17 protein-coding genes and 2 tRNA genes are annotated in these 20,321 nt (G+C 71.7%); 13 read left to right on the top strand and 6 right to left on the bottom strand.

Annotated elements, in window-relative coordinates:
* Positions 1-41 precede the first annotated feature (41 nt).
* Both ACZ7JA_RS01110 and ACZ7JA_RS01105 read right to left on the bottom strand, forming a co-directional pair.
* The gene (locus ACZ7JA_RS01110; RefSeq protein ID WP_351662545.1) at positions 42-1,412 is read right to left on the bottom strand and encodes an ABC1 kinase family protein; all 1,371 of its coding nucleotides are present in this window, start codon (positions 1,410-1,412) and stop codon (positions 42-44) included.
* Entirely contained in the window at positions 1,405-2,637 is a 1,233-nt protein-coding gene (locus tag ACZ7JA_RS01105; protein ID WP_470806735.1) for a TOMM precursor leader peptide-binding protein, read from the bottom strand. Before ACZ7JA_RS01105 ends, ACZ7JA_RS01110 begins: the two co-directional genes overlap by 8 nt.
* A gap of 302 nt (positions 2,638-2,939) precedes the next feature.
* On the opposite strand from ACZ7JA_RS01105, the gene ACZ7JA_RS01100 reads away from it, so the two are divergent.
* From ACZ7JA_RS01100 to ACZ7JA_RS01085, 4 genes are all read left to right on the top strand, one after another.
* Positions 2,940-3,536, top strand: a complete 597-nt coding sequence (locus ACZ7JA_RS01100; RefSeq protein ID WP_351662551.1) for a M48 metallopeptidase family protein — start codon at positions 2,940-2,942, stop codon at positions 3,534-3,536.
* Between the two features lie 135 nt (positions 3,537-3,671).
* Positions 3,672-5,321, top strand: coding sequence for a TerD family protein (locus ACZ7JA_RS01095; RefSeq protein WP_389304088.1), 1,650 nt, complete (start codon positions 3,672-3,674; stop codon positions 5,319-5,321).
* An 11-nt stretch (positions 5,322-5,332) separates the two neighbouring features.
* Positions 5,333-6,013, top strand: coding sequence for an AIM24 family protein (locus ACZ7JA_RS01090; RefSeq protein WP_351662557.1), 681 nt, complete (start codon positions 5,333-5,335; stop codon positions 6,011-6,013).
* A gap of 17 nt (positions 6,014-6,030) precedes the next feature.
* The gene (locus ACZ7JA_RS01085; RefSeq protein WP_351662560.1) at positions 6,031-6,786 is read left to right on the top strand and encodes an AIM24 family protein; all 756 of its coding nucleotides are present in this window, start codon (positions 6,031-6,033) and stop codon (positions 6,784-6,786) included.
* Positions 6,787-6,838: 52 nt separating this feature from the next.
* Here ACZ7JA_RS01085 and ACZ7JA_RS01080 read toward each other — a convergent pair whose 3' ends face one another.
* Positions 6,839-7,360 carry an NUDIX hydrolase gene (locus ACZ7JA_RS01080; protein ID WP_470806733.1) on the bottom strand — a complete coding sequence of 174 codons (522 nt, stop codon included), beginning with the start codon at positions 7,358-7,360 and terminating at the stop codon, positions 6,839-6,841.
* A complete protein-coding gene (locus ACZ7JA_RS01075; RefSeq protein WP_351662566.1) occupies positions 7,357-8,793 on the bottom strand; it encodes a zinc-dependent metalloprotease in 1,437 nt (478 codons plus the stop codon). The genes ACZ7JA_RS01080 and ACZ7JA_RS01075 overlap by 4 nt, the downstream gene beginning before the upstream one ends.
* Positions 8,794-8,984: 191 nt before the next feature.
* On the opposite strand from ACZ7JA_RS01075, the gene ACZ7JA_RS01070 reads away from it, so the two are divergent.
* The 4 genes from ACZ7JA_RS01070 (at position 8,985) to ACZ7JA_RS01055 (ending at position 12,198) form a co-directional block, all read left to right on the top strand.
* Positions 8,985-10,145, top strand: a complete 1,161-nt coding sequence (locus tag ACZ7JA_RS01070) for an SDR family oxidoreductase (protein ID WP_403675050.1) — start codon at positions 8,985-8,987, stop codon at positions 10,143-10,145.
* Between the two features lie 136 nt (positions 10,146-10,281).
* Positions 10,282-10,743: a molybdenum cofactor biosynthesis protein MoaE gene (locus tag ACZ7JA_RS01065; protein WP_351662571.1), complete on the top strand. Its 462-nt coding sequence runs from the start codon at positions 10,282-10,284 to the stop codon at positions 10,741-10,743.
* A gap of 129 nt (positions 10,744-10,872) precedes the next feature.
* Positions 10,873-11,049, top strand: a complete 177-nt coding sequence (locus ACZ7JA_RS01060; RefSeq protein ID WP_351662574.1) for a hypothetical protein — start codon at positions 10,873-10,875, stop codon at positions 11,047-11,049.
* Positions 11,050-11,100: 51 nt separating this feature from the next.
* Positions 11,101-12,198 (top strand): YlbL family protein, encoded by a 1,098-nt coding sequence (locus ACZ7JA_RS01055; RefSeq protein WP_401132162.1) that lies wholly within the window; start codon positions 11,101-11,103, stop codon positions 12,196-12,198.
* Positions 12,199-12,270: 72 nt separating this feature from the next.
* Here the strand turns inward: ACZ7JA_RS01055 and ACZ7JA_RS01050 are convergent, their stop codons facing one another.
* Positions 12,271-12,813: a PPA1309 family protein gene (locus ACZ7JA_RS01050; RefSeq protein ID WP_351662580.1), complete on the bottom strand. Its 543-nt coding sequence runs from the start codon at positions 12,811-12,813 to the stop codon at positions 12,271-12,273.
* Positions 12,814-12,976: 163 nt separating this feature from the next.
* Between ACZ7JA_RS01050 and ACZ7JA_RS01045 the strand changes: the two genes are divergently transcribed.
* From ACZ7JA_RS01045 to ACZ7JA_RS01030, 4 genes are all read left to right on the top strand, one after another.
* The gene (locus ACZ7JA_RS01045) at positions 12,977-15,877 is read left to right on the top strand and encodes a UPF0182 family membrane protein (protein WP_389304140.1); all 2,901 of its coding nucleotides are present in this window, start codon (positions 12,977-12,979) and stop codon (positions 15,875-15,877) included.
* A 41-nt stretch (positions 15,878-15,918) separates the two neighbouring features.
* Positions 15,919-15,992: transfer RNA gene (locus tag ACZ7JA_RS01040), tRNA-Met, on the top strand.
* Positions 15,993-16,200: 208 nt separating this feature from the next.
* Entirely contained in the window at positions 16,201-18,021 is a 1,821-nt protein-coding gene (locus ACZ7JA_RS01035; RefSeq protein WP_470806729.1) for a tetratricopeptide repeat protein, read from the top strand.
* Between the two features lie 67 nt (positions 18,022-18,088).
* Positions 18,089-18,162 (top strand) — tRNA-Met (locus ACZ7JA_RS01030).
* 133 nt (positions 18,163-18,295) lie between these two features.
* Here the strand turns inward: ACZ7JA_RS01030 and ACZ7JA_RS01025 are convergent.
* Positions 18,296-18,712, bottom strand: a complete 417-nt coding sequence (locus ACZ7JA_RS01025; RefSeq protein WP_351662585.1) for a Fur family transcriptional regulator — start codon at positions 18,710-18,712, stop codon at positions 18,296-18,298.
* Positions 18,713-18,855: 143 nt separating this feature from the next.
* On the opposite strand from ACZ7JA_RS01025, the gene ACZ7JA_RS01020 reads away from it, so the two are divergent.
* A complete protein-coding gene (locus ACZ7JA_RS01020; RefSeq protein WP_470806726.1) occupies positions 18,856-20,310 on the top strand; it encodes a catalase in 1,455 nt (484 codons plus the stop codon).
* Positions 20,311-20,321: the final 11 nt, after the last annotated feature.

The raw sequence follows: 20,321 nt of genomic DNA, 5'->3' as shown, positions 1-20,321 counted from the left end.
GGTCCGTCCGAACGGACCGGCCCCCGCCGTGCGTCACGGCACTACGCCTCGGCCGCCGGCTCCTCCTCGTCCAGTTCATCCGCCGGGACGAAGCCGGGCAGCCACTCCTCCAGCTCCTCACGGAGCCGCACCGTGGCCCCGAGCTGGCAGAGCACACCGATGGTGCTCAGCGTCACCCGGTGGATCAGCAGGTAGGCCGGCGGCAGATTGAGCTGCTTGCCCAGCTGGTAGGCGGGGGAGCGGACGTCGGCGATGCGGGCGGCCTGGCTGCGCATCCAGGAGCGGGTGAAGGTGAACGCCTCGACCCGGGCCGGTTCGATGATCGGCAGCAGGTAGTCGAGGACCGCGTCGGGGTCCAGCTCTATGGACTCCTTGACGAACCCCTCCGTGCACAGCAGCTCGTAGACCGGGTCCGCTTCGCCGTCGAGAGTCATCCGCAGCGAGACGCCTATCGGCTCGGGCAGGCCGCCCGGGAGCCGGTCGACGGTGCCGAAGTCCAGCACGCCCAGGCGCCACTCGCCGCCACCGTCCGGATCGCCGGGCAGCAGACGGAAGTTCCCCGGGTGCGGATCGGCGTGCAGCAGACCGGTGCGGGCCGGGCCGGAGAAGAGGAAGCGGGCCAGGAGCTGGCCGGCCCGGTCGCGCTGCTCCTCGGTGCCGTGGTTGATGATCTCCGACAGCGGGATCCCGTCGATCCACTCCGTGACCAGGATCTGGTCGCACTGGTGCACCACCGCCGGGACCACCACGTCCGGGTCGTCCGCGAACTCGTCCGCGTGCGCCTGCTGGGCCTGCGCCTCCAGCGCGTAGTCCAGCTCCTCGGAGACCCGGTCCCGCATCTCCGCGATCAGCGGCTTGATGTCCATGCCCGGGATCAGCGGCCCCAGCAGCCGCGCGAAGCGGCTGAGCTGGGTCAAGTCGGACAGCAGGGCCTCTCCCGCGCCCGGGTACTGCACCTTGACCGCCACCTCGCGGCCGTCGTGCCACACCGCGCGGTGGACCTGCCCGATGGAGGCCGCGGCCGCCGGCTTGTCCTCGAACTCCAGGAACAGCTCGCGCCACTCCGCTCCCAGCCGCTCCTCGAGCACCGCGTGCACCGTGCGGGTCGGCATCGGCGGCGCCGCGTCCTGGAGCTTGGTGAGCGCGGCGCGGTAGGGGCCGGCGATCTCCTCGGGCAGGGCGGACTCGAAGACGGACATCGCCTGCCCGAACTTCATGGCCCCGCCCTTGAGCTCGCCGAGGACCTTGAACAGCTGCTCCGCGGTGCGCTGCTGCAGTTCCCGGCCGACGATCTCCGCTGACTCGCCCACTATCCGCTTGCCCAGCCCCCAGGTCGCCCGGCCGGCGAAGCCGAGCGGGAGCGCGGCGAGCTTGGCGGTACGGGTGACCGCCTTGCGCGGAAGATCAGACATGCGCCCTCCAAGTCTCGGTCGGCCGCAACGCGCCTGCTTTGCGTCGTTGCTCCGGCGACGGCCGTCGCACCGCCATTGTCTCGCGCGGCTCCCCGTCCGTGGAGGAGTGCTTCCCCACACCTCTCTCCGCCGCCCCGCATCCGCATGCCGGGTGCGGCCGGATCGGCCGGGAGTGCCAGGTCAGACCGGGTAGGGACGCCTCCCAGCGGGCGCCGGCGCTGGACGGTGACTCCCCGTCCAGGAAGGCGAGGGCGTGGGCCGCGGCCAGTCCGGCGACCGCCGTGGCGAGAGCCAGATCACACGCCCCCACCCGGCGGGCGTTGCCGGAGCGCCACTGGGCGACCAGCCGGGGCCAGACCGGGTCGCGGTCCGTGCGGGCCTGGTGCATGCAGCCCGCGCAGCCCGTCCCGCCCGGCAGGACGAGGGGCCCGACGACGCCCGTGCCCTCGACGACCCCCGCGTACAGATGAGGCGTGCCGGAGGCCATGAGCGGTTCGGCGGTGAACGGGTCCGGTGCGTGCACCGCGACGTCGTCCCGCGAGGCGAGGATCACGAGGGACACACCGGGCTCGTCGGTTCCGGTGCCCGCGGTGGCCGCGGCGCGAGCGGAGCGGGTGCGGCGCGCGGGCCGGCCCGGGGCCGCGCGGCGGACCGCCGCCCGCGCCGCGTCCTGCCTGCGTTCGCGCAGCGAGTCGGCGGGGAGCCCGCCCGGGGCCACGTCCCACGGCTCGACACGCCCCACGTCGCGCACGTCGACCTCCCCGACACCGGCTCCCGACAACACCGACGCCAGCACGGCCCCGACCCGGCCCGCCCCTCTCACCTGAACGCGCAGCGAGCCGCGGGCGGCGAGCCGGGCGAGCGCGGCGCCCGGTTCCGCAGTGGTCAGGGACAGCGAGGCGAGGTCGGGGCGCAGCCGCTCCAGGACGTCCGTCCGCTCCCGCAGGGCGTCCGCGGCCGGTCCGCCGCCGCGTGTGTCGTCCAGCAGGCCGGCTCGGGTCAGCCGCTCGAGCAGCGCGTCGACCTGGCCTTCCGGCAGGTCCATACGCCGGCCCTCGTCCCGCAGCAGAGGCAGGCCGCGAGTGCCGTTGAGCAGGTCCATGAAGCTGCCGGTCGCCGTGTCCATCGGTCCCAGTGTCATCGCGTGCGCCGGGGTCATCCCGAACTGCACGGTGTTGAGGTCGCGCCAGCCGCGCCGCAGCGCGGGTTTCACCATCGGATGCATGACAGTCCCCGTGTCCGTCGCATTCTCCTGAATTGTTCCCCGGGTAGGCAAACGTCCCGTGGCCGGGGCGTCCCGTGTCCCGTGGGCCGGTGAAGTCGGTCACGCTGCACCCGCCTCCGCCAGCATGCCGGGCGATGCCGTGGTGGTGCCCGAAGTTGTCCACAGGCCGGGGGTGTTAGTCATACCGATCGGCGGCGCGACTCGGGCATATCGGTCGTACAAATCAAACACATGGTGGAGCACCGGCATCCGGGCGCCCCGGAGCCGGGACTTCGGCCCGCCCCAGCGGGTAACGTCGGGGCGTGCCCGCCGACCCCCTGCACCGCGCCGGAAAAACACAGCGCAGCACGACGAGCCAGCCGCCGAGCGGCTCGGGGGCGAGCGCGATCGAGGTCCGCAGGAGTACCCGGCGCCGCCGGACGGTCTCCGCGTACCGCGAGGGCGATCGCACCGTCGTGCTGATCCCCGCCCGGATGTCCGAGGCGGAGGAGCAGCGCTGGGTGACCCTCATGCTCGCCAAGCTCGCCGCCCAGGAGAGCAAACGGGTGCTGGGCGACGCCGAGCTGACCGAGCGTGCCGAGCGGCTGTCGGCCCAGTACTTCGGCGGCCGGGCGCGTCCCGCCTCCGTGCGCTGGGTCACCAACCAGAACACCCGCTGGGGTTCGTGCACCCCGGCCGAGGGCAGCATCCGCCTCTCGCACCGGCTGCAGGGGATGCCGGAGTACGTCATCGACTACGTCCTGTGCCACGAGCTGGCGCATCTGCTGGTGCCCGGTCACGGGGCCGACTTCTGGCGGCTGCTGGAGTCCTATCCGCGCACCGAGCGGGCCCGCGGCTACCTCGAAGGGGTGGTGGCGGCCGCGCGGCTGCCGCACGTGCCCGGCGCGCGCGGCGAGTGACCGGACCGCGCGCGGGGCGCGCGGCCGGTTGTGTACCGGGTCTGTACCGACTCGCACCTGCCGCGTCCTTTGCCGAAATTTGCGGTTAGCCTGTCGCGACGCACTCACATTCGGGATGGGGGACGGTCGTAACGCATGGCCAGGGAATTCCAACGCGGCCACAAGGCCAGGATCAGTGACCTGACGGCGGGCACCGATCTGTACGTAGGCGTGCAGATCTCGGCCCCCGGACTGACCTTCGACATCAGCTGCTTCGGTCTGGACGCCGACGAGCGCCTCTCGGACGACCGTTACTTCATCTTCTTCAACCAGCCGAAGTCCCCGGAGGAGTCCGTCCAGCTGCTGGGCGCCCAGGCCGGCGACACGGAGTCGTTCCGCGTCACGCTGGACCGCGTCCCGGAAGCCGTCCGGAAGCTGTCCTTCACGGCGACCGTCGACGGGGCCGGGCAGATGTCGCAGATCGGCCCCGGCTACCTGCGCATCGTGGCCGGCGGCGAGGAGGTCGCTCGGTACTCCTTCGACGGCTCGGAGTTCTCCACCGAGCGGGCCGTCATGCTCGGTGACTTGTACTTCAAGGACGTCTGGCGCTTCGCCGCGGTCGGGCAGGGCTTCGACGGCGGTCTCGAGGCGCTGCTGAGGAACTTCGGCGGCGAGGTGCTGGAGGAGGAGGCGCCGGCTGCCCCGCAGCAGCCGCAGCCGACGGCCGCCCCCGGCTTCGCCCCACCCGCCCAGTCCGCCGCCCCGCCCGCGTTCGGCGCCCCCGCCGCCCCGGCGCCCGCACCCGCACCCGCACCGGCCCCGCAGGGCTTCACCCCGCCCCCGGCCCCCGCGCCCGCCCCGAACGTGCACGGCGCGCCGACGGTCATCGCGCCGCTGGCCCCGCCCGCCGGTGGATCCGTGCCGCCCCCGGCTCCGGCGCCCGCGCCCTACGGCCAGCCGCCGCAACCGCCGTACGGCGGTCAGCCCAGCGCCCCGATGCCCCCGGGCTACGGCCAGCAGCCCTCCCACGGCGGACAGCCCGGCGCGCCCATGCCTCCCGGCTACGGCCAGCAGCCGCCGTACGGCCAGGTCCCCGGCCAGCAGGGCGCCGGCTACGGCGTCCCGCAGGGCGCCCCCCAGGGCGGCGCCGGAGTGACGGCCGCGCTGCAGAAGTTCCGGGAGACGCCCACCGGGCAGCGCTGGACTGCGCAGAACTCCAAGCTGATCCGCGTCGACCTCGGCGTCGGCGGCCAGCCCGTGCTGGCCCGGCAGGGCAGCATGGTGCTCTACCAGGGCAAGGTCGACTTCAGCTACAAGGGCGCCGGGTTCGCCGGGCGGATCGTGGGCAACGCGACCGGCCAGGAGATGCAGTTGATGCGCTGCACCGGCCAGGGCCAGGTGTTCTTCGCCGAGAACTCCACCCACGTGCACCCCGTCGAGCTCCAGGGCGACGCGATCTGCGTCTCCGCGGAGAACGTCCTCGCCTTCGACGAGAGCCTCCAGTACGAGGTCCGGCGGATCGAGGGGCACGGCATCCCCGGCGGCGCGCTGTTCACGATGCAGTTCCAGGGCACCGGCACGATCGTCGTCAAGACGCACGGCACGCCTGTCGTGCTGCCGGTGACGCCGACGACGTTCGCCGACTGCCACGCCGTGGTCGCCTGGTCGGCGGCCTCCCAGGTGATCGTCTCCAGCCAGGTGCGGATGCGCCGCAACGCCTATCCGGGCGACACCGGCGAGAGCGTCAACCTGCAGTTCCGGGGCGCTCCCGGCAACTTCATCGTCGTCCAGCCGTACGAGGTCTGAAGGAGCCCGTCATGAACCAGCCGCTCGCGGGCTACGCCCCCGCACCCGTCACCGCCCGCATGGATAACCACGGCAACCACATGCTGAAGGTCGCCATGCAGACCGGCAACGACCTCCTCGCGCGCGTGGGATCGATGGTCGCCTACGAGGGCTTCATCCAGTACGAGCCCAACCCGCCCGCCGTCCGCCAGATCGCCCGCGACTGGATGACCGGCGAGGGCGCCCCTCTGATGAAGTGCTCCGGCGACGGACTGCTCTACCTCGCCGACTACGGCGCCGACGTCGTCGTGATCAACCTCAACGGCGACGGCATCTCGGTCAACGCCACCAACCTGCTCGCCTTCGACGCCCACCTCAGCTGGGGCGTGGAGCGGGTCAAGGGCCTCGCCAAGTTCGCCGGGCAGGGTCTGTGGAACACGAAGATCTCCGGCCAGGGCTGGGTCGCGCTGACCTCCCGGGGCAAGCCGATCGTGGTCGACTGCGGCGGCGGCGAGGACGAGACGTACGTCGACCCGGACGCGCTCGTCGCCTGGTCCCCGAACCTGAAGGTGAAGGGCAAGCGCAGCTTCAAGGCGCAGTCCCTGATCGGCCGGGGCAGCGGTGAGGCCTACCAGATGGCCTTCTCCGGACAGGGCATCGTCGTCGTCCAGCCCAGTGAGGACAGCACCGACCGCCTTCGGTTCCGGGGCTGAGGGGGAGTCAGAACATCATGCAGAGCCCGCTTTTCGCCCACAACGACCAGCAGACCCAGGAGCGCTGGAGCCTGCAGAACAAGCAGATGCTCCGCGTCACCCTGGAGGGCCACGACGACCTCCTCGCCCGCAAGGGCAGCATGGTCGCCTACCAGGGCCTGGTCGAGTTCGACGCCGAGTACCGCACCAACGGCCAGGCACGCGCGCGCAGGCACACCGGCGAGGGCCTGGACCTGATGCGCTGTCACGGACAGGGCACCGTCTACCTCGCCAACCTCGCCCAGTACGTGCACGTCATGGACGTCGAGCAGGACGGGCTGACGGTGGACAGCGCCTACGTCCTCGCCATGGACTCCACGCTGCACCACGAGGTCATCGCCGTCGACAGCGTGTACGGCATCTCCGGCTCCGGGAAGTACCAGCTCAACATCACCGGGCGCGGCAAGGTCGCCCTGATGACCTCGGGCGCGCCGCTGCTGATGCAGGTCACGCCCGACAAGTACGTCAACTGCGACGCCGACGCGATCGTCGCCTGGTCCACCGGGCTGCGGGTGCAGATGCAGGCCCAGACGCACTCCTCCGGCGTCTGGCGGCGGCGCGGCAGCACCGGTGAGGGCTGGGAGCTGAGCTTCATGGGCTCGGGCTTCGCGCTGGTGCAGCCCAGCGAGCTGCTGCCGCCGCAGAACGCGCAGATCGGCCAGGGGATCGCCGCGCAGTTCGGCATGGGACAGCAGGGGGCGCGCGGACAGAACCAGGGCAACGTCTGGAGCTGACCGCGGGCGAACCGGCGAGGGGTGACCGCCCGGGCGGTCACCCCTTCCGCGTTCAGAGCCGGGCGCGGGCCGCCTCCAGCAGGCGTACGACGGACTCGTCGGCCACGCCGGCCACCTCGTCGTAGGCGAACCAGCGCAGGTCGAGGGACTCGTCGCTGATCTCCTGGACGGCGCCGGGCGGGGCCAGCACGGTGTACTGGACGTCGAAGTGCCAGTGGCAGGGCGCCGGGATCGGATGCCGGTCCAGCCGGACCGGACCGCCGGGCACCAGGGACAGCCCCGCGATCCCCGACTCCTCCGTCGCTTCCCGCAGGGCGGCGTCCCGCAACGTGGCGTCCCCGGGCTCGCAGTGGCCGCCCATCTGCAGCCACATGCGCAGCTTCCGGTGCAGCGTCAGCAGGACCCGGCCGCGCTCGGGGTCGATCACCAGCCCGCTCGCGGTGAGATGACCGTCACCGCACGCCTTCCACATGCCGTCCGGGTGGGCAGCCAGATGGTCCAGGTAGGCCTGGCGCAGCTCTGCCTGGCCCTCGTACTCCTTCAGCACGAGGACCGCGTCGTCGTACAGGCTCACTCGGTGTCGTCGCCCTCGGCCTCGTCGTCCTTCTTCAGGTTCGGCTTCCCGCCGGTGCCGCCCGCCGCCTCGCCGAGCATCTTGTCCAGCTCGGAGAAGTCGAGCTGCTCGCGGTGCACGAAGCCGTCGGGGTCGTCCAGGTCGGTGGCCGTCGGCAGCATGTCCGGGTGGGCCCACAGGGCGTCCCGGCCGTCCACTCCGCGCGCGTCCGTGAGCGAGGCCCACAGCCGGGAGGCGTCGCGCAGCCGGCGCGGGCGCAGCTCCAGGCCGATCAGCGTGGCGAACGTCTGCTCCGCCGGGCCACCGGTGGCGCGGCGGCGGCGCAGGGTCTCGCGCAGGGCGTCGGCGGACGACAGACGCGGTTTCGCGGCCGCGTGCACCACCGCGTCCACCCAGCCCTCGACGAGCGCCAGAGCGGTCTCCAGGCGGGCCAGGGCCGCCTTCTGCTCGGGCGTGTCCTCCGGCTGGAACATGCCCTGCTGAAGGGCGTCCTGAAGCTGCTCGGGGTTCTGCGGGTCGAACTGCCCGACCACGTCCTCCAGCTTCGCCGTGTCGACCTTGATGCCGCGGGCGTAGCCGTCGACCGCGCCGAACAGGTGCGAGCGCAGCCACGGCACGTGCGCGAACAGGCGCTGGTGAGCCGCCTCACGCAGGGCCAGGTAGAGCCGGACCTCCTCCTGGGGCACGCCGAGGTCCTTGCCGAACGCCTCCACGTTGGCCGGGAGCAGCGCGGCCTTGCCGGCCGGGCCCAGCGGCAGGCCGATGTCGGTGGAGCCCACGACCTCGCCCGCGAGCACGCCCACGGCCTGCCCGATCTGCGTGCCGAACATGGCGCCGCCCATCGAGCGCATCATGCCGATCAGCGGGCCCGCCATGGCCTGCATCTCCTCCGGCAGGACGTCGCCCATGGCCGCGCCCACCCGCTCGGCGACCGGGTCGACGAGCTCCTGCCACGCGGGCAGGGTCGCCTCGACCCACTCCGCGCGGGACCAGGCCACCGCGGAGGCCGCGCCCGACGGCAGGGACGTCGCGTCGTCCAGCCACAGGTCGGCCAGCCGGACGGCCTCCTGGACCGCGGAGCGCTCGGCGCCGCCGACACTCGCGTCCTTCACGCCGTCCGGGGTGCCCTGGGAGACCGTCTGGCGGGCGATCTGCTTGGCCATGTCCCAGTTCACCGGGCCGCCCTCGTAGGAGAGCATCTGGCCGAGCTGCTGGAACGCGGCGCCCAGGTCGGTGGGGTTCAGGGATCCGAACATCGCTGCGAGCGGGTTGTCGGCGCCGGGGCCGCCAAAGCCTCCGGCTCCGGGCAGCCCGAAACCGAACGGGTTGGCCGGTCCCTGCTCACCACCGCTCTGCTGGTCCTTCTTCTTGCCCTCGTCGCCGTCTTCCGGCTCCTCCGGCGGAAGGCCGAAACCGAATGGGGTGTCACTCACGGGATTCCTCGGCTGGTAAGGCCACCGGTTCTCTCCGGCGGCGCGGCTGCCCGACGTCACCACCCAGCGTAGACACCCGGACCCGATCGGGCCTCGGTGCTTCGCCCACGGAAAGCCTGCGGCAGGATGGATGCACCTGGTACGTGCGCCTCACTCGCGCCCGTACCGAAGACAACCGCTGGAGACGCCCGGTGAGTTCCCCAGATCCACAGGTTCGCGCAGCGCGAAACCATACAGACCGCCCGTCGACCGACCACAGCCCCTCGGCCACGGCGCGCCGCGCCGACGGCACGACCGCCGTGCGCGGGCCCGTCGTCGCGGTCACCGGCGCGGCCGCCGGGGTCGGCGCGATGCTCACCGAGCGGCTCGCGGCCGCCGAGGAGATCAAGCAGGTCATCGCCATCGACGAGCGGCGCGGGGAGTGTGCGGCCGCACAGTGGCACATCCTGGACGTGCGCGACCCGGCGATCGCGGACAAGCTGCGGGGCGCCGACGTGGTGGTGCACCTCGCGCTCGACCTCGACCTGGAGACCGACCCCGCGGCCCGCACCGCGTACAACGTCCGGGGGACGCAGACCGTGCTGACCGCCGCCGCGGCGGCCGGGGTGCACCGGGTGGTGCTGTGCACCTCCGCGATGGTCTACGGGGCGCTGCCGGACAACGAGCTGCCCCTGTCGGAGGACGCCGAGCTGCGCGCGACGGCCGAGGCGACGGGCGTCGGGGACCTGCTGGAGATCGAGCGGCTGGCCCGGCGCGCCCCCCGCGCGCACCCGGGGCTGAACGTGACCGTGGTGCGGCCCGCGGTGCTGGTGGGAGGCACCGACACCGCGCTGACCCGGTACTTCGAGTCGCCCCGGCTGCTCGTGGTCGCCGGGTCGCGGCCCGCCTGGCAGTTCTGCCACGTCGAGGACCTGTGCGCCGCCCTGGAGTACGCCGTGCTGGAGAAGGTCGACGGGGAACTGGCCGTCGGCTGCGACGGGTGGCTGGAGCAGGAGGAGGTCGAGGAGCTGACCGGGATCCGGCGGATGGAGCTGCCGTCGGCGGTCGCCCTGGGCGCCGCCGCCCGTCTGCACCGGATCGGCCTCACCCCGTCCCCGGCGGGGGACCTGGCGTACACGATGTACCCGTGGGTGGTCAGCGGGAGCCGGCTGCACGACGCCGGGTGGCGGCCCCGCTGGACCAACGAGGAGGTGCTCGCGGAGCTGCTGGGGGAGGTCTCCGGGCGGCACACGGTCGCCGGACGCCGGCTGGGACGCAAGGACGCCACGGCCGCGGGCGCGGCGGGCGCGACGGTGGCGCTGCTGGGCGCCGCCGCGGTGGTGCGGCGGGCGCGCAAGGCCCGCCGGCGCTGAGGCCCCCGGCCCCGGCGAGGACCTCCGCGGGCGGCCGCCCGGCGCGGACCCTGTAGGAGGCTCCAAGGCGGCACGCGCGCGTGCCTGGTGAAAGTCGTATTCCGGGATGCCGGAGGCGTACGGCACGATGGGGGGCATGGCACCCACGAACGAGCACCCCGGCGAGCAGGCCGCGCAGGACCCCGTCAAGCTGATCGGCGTCCGGGAGACCCCGCTCTCCGTGGACGAGGTGTTCGCGGCCGTCGGGGACGACGCGGCCGGCGGCGTCGCGCTGTTCGTGGGGACGGTGCGCAACCACGACGGGGGCGCCGACGTCGACGCGCTCGGGTACTCCTGCCACCCCAGCGCCGAGGCCGAGATGCGGCGGATCGCCGAGAAGGTCGCCGCCGAGTTCCCGGTGCGGGCGCTGGCCGCCGTCCACCGGGTGGGGGACCTCCGGGTGGGGGACCTCGCCGTCGTCGTCGGCGTGTCGTGCCCCCATCGGAGTGAGGCCTTCGAGGCCTGCCGCCGGCTCATCGACGACCTGAAGCACGAGGCGCCCATCTGGAAGCACCAGCGGTTCTCCGACGGGACCGAGGAGTGGGTCGGCGCCTGCTGACCGGCGTCACCGCCGGCGCACCGGCCCGCCCGGTTGCGTAACCACCCCCCTCGCGTGAGCGTTGGCAGTGCGGATGGTTAATCTGCTGATCAGTCAGTCGCGGACGCTTCATGGGGTTGGGAGGTCGGCATGGCGGCGCTCGCCTGGTTGCTGATTCCGCTGGTTGCCGCGGTCGCGGCCGGACTGTGGGGCAGTTGGGCCAATCGGACCCGGAGAATCCGCAGCGACGGCCCCGAGCTGGACGGTTACGCCCGGTTCCGCGAGGCCATGGAGAAGAAGACCCACTCGGGCGCCCCCGGCGCCTGAGGAGAGGTGCCCTGACGGTGCGCTGACAGGGGCGTCCCGTACTGTCGTGACATGCCACGCCGCACCGCGACGATGCTCGCCTCCACCCTGATGCTGATCGCGCTCCTGTGCGCGGGTGTGCTCATCCCCGTGCCGTACGCGGAGATGTCCCCCGGGCCGACCGTGAACACGCTCGGGGAGCACGACGGCGAGCCGGTGCTGCAGATCTCGGGCCACAGGACGTACGCCACGGACGGCCACCTGAACATGACCACCGTCCGGGTCACCAGCGCCGACTTCCGGATGAACCTGGTCGAGGCCGTCTACGGCTGGCTGGCGCACGACAGCAAGGTCGTGCCGCACGACACCCTCTACCCGGACGGCAAGACCGAGCAGCAGTCCACCCAGGAGAACGCCGAGGAGTTCAGCCAGTCCCAGGAGAGCGCCAAGGTCGCCGCCCTGAAGGAGCTGGGCGTCCCGGTGAAGTCCTGGGTGATCGTCTCCACCGTCGTCAAGGGCTCGCCGGCCGAGGGCAGGCTGCACGCCGGGGACGTGATCAAGGCCGTGGACGGGACGGCCGTCAAGCAGCCGTCCGATGTCGCCGAGTACGTCACCCGGCACAAGCCCGGCCAGAAGGTCGTCTTCACCGTCGTCCCGGCCAAGGAGCAGGCCGCCGCCGAGAAGCAGCACGGCACGGCGACGAAGACCCGGGACGTCGCCATCACGACGGCGACCTCGCACGACAGCGGCGCCCGCCGCGCCATCGTGGGGATCTCCGCCGGGACCGACCACACCTTCCCGTTCAGCATCGACATCAAGCTCGCCGACGTCGGCGGCCCCAGCGCCGGACTGATGTTCGCGCTCGGCATCTACGACAAGCTCACCCCCGGCAGCCTCACCGGCGGCAACTTCGTCGCCGGCACCGGCACCATCGACGACAAGGGGACCGTCGGGCCGATCGGCGGCATCGAGATGAAGACCGTCGGCGCGCGCAGCAAGGGCGCCCGGTACTTCCTCACCCCCGCCGACAACTGCGCGGCGGCCGCCAAGGACACCCCGAGCGGGCTCACGCTCGTCAAGGTGAAGACCATCGGCGACGCGCTCGACGCGCTCAAGGACATCCGCGGCGGCGACACCGCCGCCCTGCCGAAGTGCACCACCAAGGGCTGACGGCGGCCCCGTGAACGCGGCTGGGGGCGCTCCCGATCACCGGGAGCGCCCCCATCGCCGTACCGGAGGAGATCAGTCCGCGAAGGTCGCGGCCAGCGCCTCGGCCAGGCCCGGCACCAGCTCCGGCCCCGTCAGGACCTCCGTCGCCGAGTCCTTCTCGCGCAGGCGCAGCGCCGACTCGCGGCCGCCGTCGCGCAGCACCGCGACCGTCATGCGCACCTCCTGGCGCTCGGGGTGCTCCGCCACCCACTTCGCCAGCTTGGCCTCGCTCAGGCCCTGCGGGACCTGCGCCTCTGCGGACGGCGGCAGCATCAGGCGCTCCACGGTGAGCGCGCAGCCCACCACCGCGTCCGGCCAGGCGATGGTGCCGAGGAACTCGTCGAGCGGCTTGTCCGTCGGCACCTCGTCCTGCTCGATCGGGGTGAGGCCGACCGTCTCGGACTCGTCGTCGAGGCCGAGCTGGGTGGCGAGCGAGGGTTCCTGGGCCCGCAGTCGTGCGGTGTCTACGAGGGCGAAGAGGCGGGCGGGCTGGTCCCAGCCGAGGCCGGAGGCGTACTCGTCGATCTCGAGTACGGCCCGGGTGAGCGGGTTCGCTGCCATGGGAGTGTTGGACATGGTCACAATCCTGCCTCGTTCCCGGGCGGAATCGGGAACCGAGTGAACCGTGAGTAAGTTGCATAGGTGTGGCCCGCGATCACGGGGGGCCTCGGCCGGCCCGTGAAATCGGGGGCCTGACGTATCGACAGCGAACTTCGAGGTGCGCACCTTGGCTTTCCAGATGCCGGACCGCGGCGGAGGCCCGACGGGGCCACGGATCAGAGCGGGACGCCCGTCCCGGCGGGCCCGGGCCCTGCTCGTGACACTGGGCGTCCTCGCCGTCCTCGGCATGGTGTTCACCATGTTCGCGGGGTTCTGGACCGACTGGCTCTGGTACCGGTCGGTGCACTACTCGTCCGTGTTCACCACCACGCTGTGGACCAAGATCGGGCTGTTCTTCGTCTTCGGGCTGCTGATGGCCCTCGCCGTCGGTCTCAACATCTGGCTGGCCCACCGGCTGCGGCCGCCGCTGAGCGCCATGTCGATGGAGCAGCAGAGCCTCGACCGCTACCGGATGGGCATCGCGCCGTACAAGACCTGGCTGCTGGTCGCGGTCGCCTGCCTCGTCGGTCTGATCGCCGGCGCCTCCGCGGCGGGCCAGTGGCGCACCTGGCTGATGTGGGTCAACGGCGTGCCCTTCCACCAGAAGGACCCGCAGTTCCACCTCGACGTGTCCTTCTACGCCTTCGACCTGCCCTGGTACCGGTTCCTGCTGGGCTTCGGCTTCGCCACCGCGATCCTGTGCCTGATCGCCGCCGCGCTCACCCACTACCTGTACGGCGGGCTGCGCGTCACCAGCCCGGGCGCCCGCGCCACCGCCGCGGCGACCGGGCACCTGTCCGTGCTCCTCGGCGTCTTCGTGGCGCTGAAGGCGGTCGCCTACTGGCTCGACCGGTACGGGCTGGCCGTCAAGTCCAGCGACTTCAAGGCGACCGGCAACTGGACCGGCCTGCGCTACGTCGACGCCAACGCCTACCTGCCGGCCAAGACGATCCTGTTCTGCATCGCCGTCATCTGCGCGCTGCTGTTCTTCGCCACGCTGTGGCGGCGCACCTGGCAGCTGCCCGTCATCGGCTTCGGGCTCATGGTCCTCTCCGCGATCCTGATCGGCGGCCTGTACCCGGCCATCGTGCAGAAGTTCCAGGTCCAGCCCAACGAACAGGCCAAGGAAGCCCCGTACGTCCAGAAGAACCTCAAGGCGACGCGCGAGGCGTACGGCATCGACGACACCAAGGTCACCGAGTACGCCGGCAAGTCCACCACCGAGGACAAGACCAAGCTGCGCGATCAGGTGGGCGACACGGCCAGCATCCGCATCATGGACCCGAACATCGTGTCGCCGACGTTCCAGCAGCTCCAGCAGATCCGGAACTACTACGGGTTCCCGACCAACCTCGACGTCGACCGGTACGCCAAGGACGGCAAGGAGCAGGACACCGTCATCGGCCTGCGCGAGCTGAACCTGGGCGGCATCCCGAAGAACAACTGGATCAACGACCACTTCCGCTACACGCACGGCTACGGCGCGGTCGCCGCCAAGGGCACCGAGGCCGACGCCGAGGGCCGGCCGGTCTTCACCGAGAAGAACCTGCCGTCCGAGGGCTCCCTCGGCACCTACAAGCAGCAGATCTACTACGGCGAGAAGACCACCACCTACTCGATCGTCGGCGGCCCCCAGAAGGAGGTCGACTACTCCGACGACGAGGGCGAGAAGACCACCAGCTACCAGGGCAAGAGCGGGGTCAACCTCGACAACCCGGTCAACCGGGCCGCCTACGCGGTGGCGTTCAACGAGCCGCAGATCCTCTACTCGGGCGCGATCGGCAAGGGTTCGCGGATCCTTTACAACCGCACCCCCAAGGAGCGTGTCGAGGCGGTGGCCCCCTGGCTGACCATCGACGGCGACGCATACCCGGCCGTGGTGAACCACCGCATCCAGTGGATCGTCGACGCGTACACGACCACCAACGGCTATCCGTACGCCTCCCGCACGACGCTCGGCGACACGACCGCCGACTCGCTGACCGCGACGAACAACTCCCGCGCGGTGGTGGCCCAGCAGAACCAGGTCAACTACATCCGCAACTCGGTGAAGGCGACCGTCGACGCGTACACCGGCGAGGTCAAGCTCTACCAGTGGGACGCCGCGGACCCCGTGCTGAAGACCTGGATGAAGGCCTTCCCCGGCACGGTCCAGCCGCGCGCGGACATCTCCGCCGACCTGATGGAGCATCTGCGCTACCCGCAGGACCTGTTCAAGGTCCAGCGCGAGCTGCTCACCCGGTACCACGTGACCGACGCGCAGACCTTCCTCAGCGGCAGCGAGGTGTGGGAGGTGCCCGACGACCCGACCAACGACTCGCGCAGCGCCGTGCCGCCGTACTACCTGAGCATGAGGATGCCGGACCAGAGCGCGCAGGCGTTCTCGCTGACGACGACGTTCACGCCGAACGGGCGCGACAACCTCAGCGCCTTCATGGCCGTCGACTCCGACCCGCGGACCGCCGACTACGGCAAGATCAGACTCCTGAAACTGCCGACCAGCACGACCGTCGACGGGCCGAAACAGGTCCAGAGCCAGTTCAACTCCGAGCAGGACATCGCCGAGACCATCAGCCTGCTGAGCAGAGGCCACTCCAAGGTCGAGTACGGCAATCTGCTGACCGTGCCGCTGGACGGCGGACTGCTGTACGCGGAGCCGGTCTACGTCCGCGGCGGTGAGCTGAAGTACCCGCTGCTGCGCAAGGTGCTGGTCACCTACGAGGGCAGGACCGCCTTCGAGGACACCCTGGACGAGGCGCTCAACAAGGTGTTCGGTGTGGAGGGTTCGACCACACCACCGCCGAAGACCGGGAACAACCCGCCCGACACCGGCAACCCGACGGTCAGGCAGGCGCTCGACGACGCGCAGAAGGCCTTCGAGGCCGGGCAGGAGGCCCTGCAGAAGCCGAAGCCCGACTGGTCCGCGTACGCCAAGGCGCAGGACGATCTCGAGGCCGCGCTGAAGCGGGCCGAGGAAGCCCAGGCCAAGGCGGACAAGGCGGCCGGCGGCGACAAGTCCGGGAGCGGCGGCAAGAGCTGATCAAGGCCACCCCGCGCCGTGGTACGGTTGCTGAGCAACGGCGCGGGGTGGAGCAGCTCGGTAGCTCGCTGGGCTCATAACCCAGAGGTCGCAGGTTCAAATCCTGTCCCCGCTACTGGAAACGAAGGCCCGGATTCCTTACAGGGATCCGGGCCTTCGTGGTGTGCGAACTCATGTACAGATCGAACGGGACGGCCGCGCCGCCGTGGGGAGTTGGGCTGTCTGTGTTTGACTTATCTCTCTGTGGGCATGTCGACAAAACGCTGAAGTGACCTCACGGGCTGCGGTATACCGGGTGTACCAAGGTTGCAGGTGGTGCGACGATGGACGTTATGGGGGACAAGGCAACTCTGTTCAGGACAGGGCGATTTGTGCAGTCTCCGGGTGAGGGGCCGACCCGGGACGAAATGGGCGACACGGGGGACGTCGCCGAGGACGCACGCCTCCGGCTCGCCGCGCGGACCGGCGACACCGAGGCGATGAGCGTCCTCGGCGCCATGCTGCTGCGCAGTGGAGACTTCGACGGGGCCGAGCCCCACCTGCGCGCGGCCACCGCGGCCGGCGACCGCGCCGCCGCCAACAACCTGGGTGTCCTGCTGCACCAGCGCGGCTACGCCGAGGAGGCCGCCGGCTGGTGGCGGATCGCCGCCGTGGCCGGCTCCGCCGCCGCCGCGCACGCGCTGGGCCGCCACCACCGGGAGCGCGGGGACGAGCCCGCCGCCGAGTACTGGCTGCGCCAGTCCGCCGAGCAGGGCCACGCACTGGGCGCCTACGCCCTCGCCGACCTGCTGGAGCACCGCGGGGACGCCGAGGCCGGGGACTGGATGCGGGCCGCCGCCGAGCGCGGGCACCGGGAGGCCGCCTACCGGCTGGCGCGCGCGCTCGACAAGAAGGCCGGCGCGGCGGACGAGGCCGGGTCCGACAACGCTGTCAAGGAGACCGAGCAGTGGTACCGGCAGGCCGCCGCGCGCGGCCACCGGCGGGCCGCGCTGCACCTCGGCGCGATCCTGGAGAAGCGGGGGGACCTGAAGGAGGCCGGGCGCTGGTACCTGACCTCCGCCAAGGACGGGGAGGCCCGGGCCGCCTGCGCGCTGGGGTTCCTGCTGCGCGACGCCGGGGACACCGAGAGCGCCGCCGTGTGGTGGCTCAGGGCCGCCCAGGACGGCGACGGCAACGCGGCCAACGCGCTGGGCGCCCTGCACGCCGAGCGCGGCGAGACCCAGACCGCCGAGCGCTGGTACCGGGCCGCGCTGGACGCCGGGGACGACAACGGCGCCTACAACCTCGGGCTGCTCTGCGCCGAGCAGGGCCGCATCGCGCAGGCCGAGCAGTGGTACCGGCGCGCGGCGTACGCCGGGCACCGGGAGGCGGCGAACGCGCTGGCCATCCTGCTGCTCCAGGGCGACGACCCGTCCGGCGCCGAGCCCTGGTTCTCCAAGGCGGCCGAGGCGGGCAGCGTGGACGCCGCGTTCAACCTGGGCATCCTGCACGCCGGACGGGGCACCGAGGAGGACGCCGCGATCGCGCTGCGCTGGTACGAGCGCGCGGCCGCCGCCGGGCACACCGAGGCCGCCCTGCAGGTCGGGATCGCCCGGCTGCGCGAGGGCGACGAGCAGGGGGCCGAGCGGCACCTGCGCTGCGCGGCGGGCGGCGGCAATCCGGAGGCGGCGTACCGGCTCGCGACCCTGCTGGACGCGCGCCGGCCCCCGGAGCCGGCGCACGAGCTGGGCGAGATCGTGCACGAGAAGACCGAGTGCGAGGAGTGGTACGAGCGGGCGGCCTCCCAGGGGCACCGCCGGGCCCAGGTGCGGGTGGGCATGCTCGCCGCGGCCCGGGGCGACGTGGTCGAGGCCGCGCGCTGGTACCGGGCGGCGGCCGAGGCCGGATCGCGCAACGGGGCGTTCAACCTCGGCCTGCTGCTGGCCCGCGAGGGCAGCGAGCCCGAGGCGGCGGTGTGGTGGACCCGGGCGGCCGACGCCGGGCACGGTCGGGCGGCGCTCCGCCTGGCCCTGGTCTACGCGCGTCGCGGCGAGCTGGCGGAGGGGCAGAAGTGGGCCGACCGGGCGGTGGCGCTGGGTCCGGCGGAGGTGTCCGAGCGGGCGGGCCGGCTGCGGGACGCCCTGCGGGAAGAGCTCTCGGCGTGACCCGGCCCACTAGCCGGTAATGGATTTGCCTCCGTGGGCTTCCCTCCCGTAGTGTCGTGTTCACCGACGCGGGGTGGAGCAGCTCGGTAGCTCGCTGGGCTCATAACCCAGAGGTCGCAGGTTCAAATCCTGTCCCCGCTACTGAAGGCCGAGGGCCGGAATCCGGAAACGGATTCCGGCCCTCGGTCATTTCCGCTTCCCCGGGAGTGAGCGCGCGAAAAAGGAGAGGGGCCGCGGCCCCTCTCCTCGTACGTCCGGCGTCACACGCCCTGTCTCACGCGCCCGCGCAGCTCGGGCACAGTCCGCGGTACGTCACCTCGACGTCCGACACCGTGAAGCCGAAGCGCTCGGTGTCGGGGAGATCCGCCAGCGGGTTGCCCGTGGGGTGCACGTCGCGGATCGCGCCGCAGCGGGCGCAGACCAGGTGGTGGTGCGGCCGGTGTGCGTTCGGGTCGTAGCGCTTGGCGCGCTTGTCCGTCGTGACCTCGATCACCTCACCGAGGGTCACCAGCTCGCCCAGCGTGTTGTAGACGGTCGCCCGGGAGATCTCCGGCAGCTTCGTGACGGCCCGCGCATGGACCTCGTCGGCCGTCATGTGGACGTGCTCGCCGTCGAGAACCTCGGCCACCACGCGTCGCTGTGCGGTCATCCGCCATCCGCGTCCGCGCAGCCGTTCCAGTAGGTCGCTCATGGAAGCAGCGTAACAGCAAGAGGACCAGATCCCGAACAGGTGTGACTTTGGAACGGCGTTTGACTTGGACAATGTCCAATGTAGGATCAAAGCTGACTTTGACCAATGGACAGGACTGGTCGGTAATGACGCAGGAGGCGCACGTGTCGCAGGGACCGCTCACCACGGAGGCCGGTGCACCGGTGGCCGACAACCAGAACAGCGAGACGGCGGGCGTCGGCGGCCCGGTGCTCGTGCAGGACCAGCTGCTCCTGGAGAAGCTGGCCCACTTCAACCGCGAGCGCATCCCGGAGCGCGTCGTGCACGCCCGGGGCGCGGGGGCGTACGGCACCTTCACGGTGACCGCCGACGTCACCCCGTACACGCGCGCCGCCTTCCTCTCCGGGGTCGGCAAGGAGACCGAGACCTTCCTGCGCTTCTCCACCGTGGCCGGCAACCTGGGCGCGGCCGACGCGGTCCGGGACCCCCGCGGCTTCTCGCTGAAGTTCTACACCGAGGAGGGCAACTACGACCTCGTCGGCAACAACACCCCGGTGTTCTTCATCCGCGACGCGATCAAGTTCCCGGACTTCATCCACACCCAGAAGCGCGACCCGTACACGGGCTCGCAGGAGGCGGACAACGTCTGGGACTTCTGGAGCCTGAGCCCGGAGAGCACCCACCAGGTCACCTGGCTGTTCGGCGACCGCGGCATCCCGGCGTCGTACCGGCACATGGACGGCTTCGGCTCGCACACCTACCAGTGGAACAACGAGGCCGGAGAGGTCTTCTGGGTCAAGTACCACTTCAAGACCGACCAGGGGATCAAGAACCTCACCGCCGCCGAGGCGGAGATCCTCGCGGGCAGGGACCCCGACTCCCACCAGCGCGACCTGCGCGAGTCGATCGAGCGCGGCGACTTCCCGAGCTGGACCGTGGGCGTGCAGATCATGCCGGCGGCGGACGCCGCCACGTACCGCTTCAACCCGTTCGACCTGACCAAGGTGTGGCCGCACGCCGACTACCCGGTCATGGAGATCGGCAGGCTGGAGCTGAACCGCAACCCGCGCAACGTCTTCGCCGAGGTCGAGCAGTCGGTCTTCTCGCCCGCGCACTTCGTGCCGGGCATCGGCCCCTCGCCCGACAAGATGCTCCAGGGCCGCCTGTTCGCGTACGGCGACGCGCACCGCTACCGCGTCGGCATCAACGCCGACCACCTGCCGGTCAACCGCCCGCACGCCGCCGGGGCGCGCACCAACTCCCGGGACGGCTACCTCTACGACGGCCGGCACGGTGGTGCGAAGAACTACGAGCCGAACAGCTTCGGGGGTCCGCGGCAGACCGGCCGGCCGCTGTGGCAGCCGTTCGACGGCTTCACGGCCGGCACCGGCGACCACCCGACGCCGCTGCACGCCGAGGACGACGACTTCGTGCAGGCGGGCAACCTCTACCGGCTGATGTCGGAGGAGGAGAAGGAGCGCCTGGTCGGCAACCTGGCCGGGGCGATCTCCCAGGTCTCGCGCGAGGACATCGCCGAGCGCGCGATCGGCAACTTCCGCACCGCCGACGCCGACTTCGGCAAGCGGCTGGAGTCGGCCGTGCGGGCACTGCGCGGCTGATCCGCCCGGGT

It is taken from the genome of Streptomyces sp. NPDC038135, assembly GCF_055601245.1.
The sequence above is the reverse complement of the archived record's forward strand: the minus strand, read 5'-3'. Positions and strand labels throughout refer to the sequence as shown.

Bases quoted from the DNA above. Each gene is read 5' to 3' on its own strand.
- ACZ7JA_RS01110 (WP_351662545.1), bottom strand. From the start codon at position 1,412: ATGTCTGATCTTCCGCGCAAGGCGGTCACCCGTACCGCCAAGCTCGCC.
- ACZ7JA_RS01105 (WP_470806735.1), bottom strand. From the start codon at position 2,637: ATGCATCCGATGGTGAAACCCGCGCTGCGGCGCGGCTGGCGCGACCTC.
- ACZ7JA_RS01095 (WP_389304088.1), top strand. From the start codon at position 3,672: ATGGCCAGGGAATTCCAACGCGGCCACAAGGCCAGGATCAGTGACCTG.
- ACZ7JA_RS01090 (WP_351662557.1), top strand. From the start codon at position 5,333: ATGAACCAGCCGCTCGCGGGCTACGCCCCCGCACCCGTCACCGCCCGC.
- ACZ7JA_RS01085 (WP_351662560.1), top strand. From the start codon at position 6,031: ATGCAGAGCCCGCTTTTCGCCCACAACGACCAGCAGACCCAGGAGCGC.
- ACZ7JA_RS01065 (WP_351662571.1), top strand. From the start codon at position 10,282: ATGGCACCCACGAACGAGCACCCCGGCGAGCAGGCCGCGCAGGACCCC.
- ACZ7JA_RS01060 (WP_351662574.1), top strand. From the start codon at position 10,873: ATGGCGGCGCTCGCCTGGTTGCTGATTCCGCTGGTTGCCGCGGTCGCG.
- ACZ7JA_RS01055 (WP_401132162.1), top strand. From the start codon at position 11,101: ATGCCACGCCGCACCGCGACGATGCTCGCCTCCACCCTGATGCTGATC.
- ACZ7JA_RS01050 (WP_351662580.1), bottom strand. From the start codon at position 12,813: ATGTCCAACACTCCCATGGCAGCGAACCCGCTCACCCGGGCCGTACTC.
- ACZ7JA_RS01045 (WP_389304140.1), top strand. From the start codon at position 12,977: ATGCCGGACCGCGGCGGAGGCCCGACGGGGCCACGGATCAGAGCGGGA.
- ACZ7JA_RS01035 (WP_470806729.1), top strand. From the start codon at position 16,201: ATGGACGTTATGGGGGACAAGGCAACTCTGTTCAGGACAGGGCGATTT.
- ACZ7JA_RS01025 (WP_351662585.1), bottom strand. From the start codon at position 18,712: ATGAGCGACCTACTGGAACGGCTGCGCGGACGCGGATGGCGGATGACC.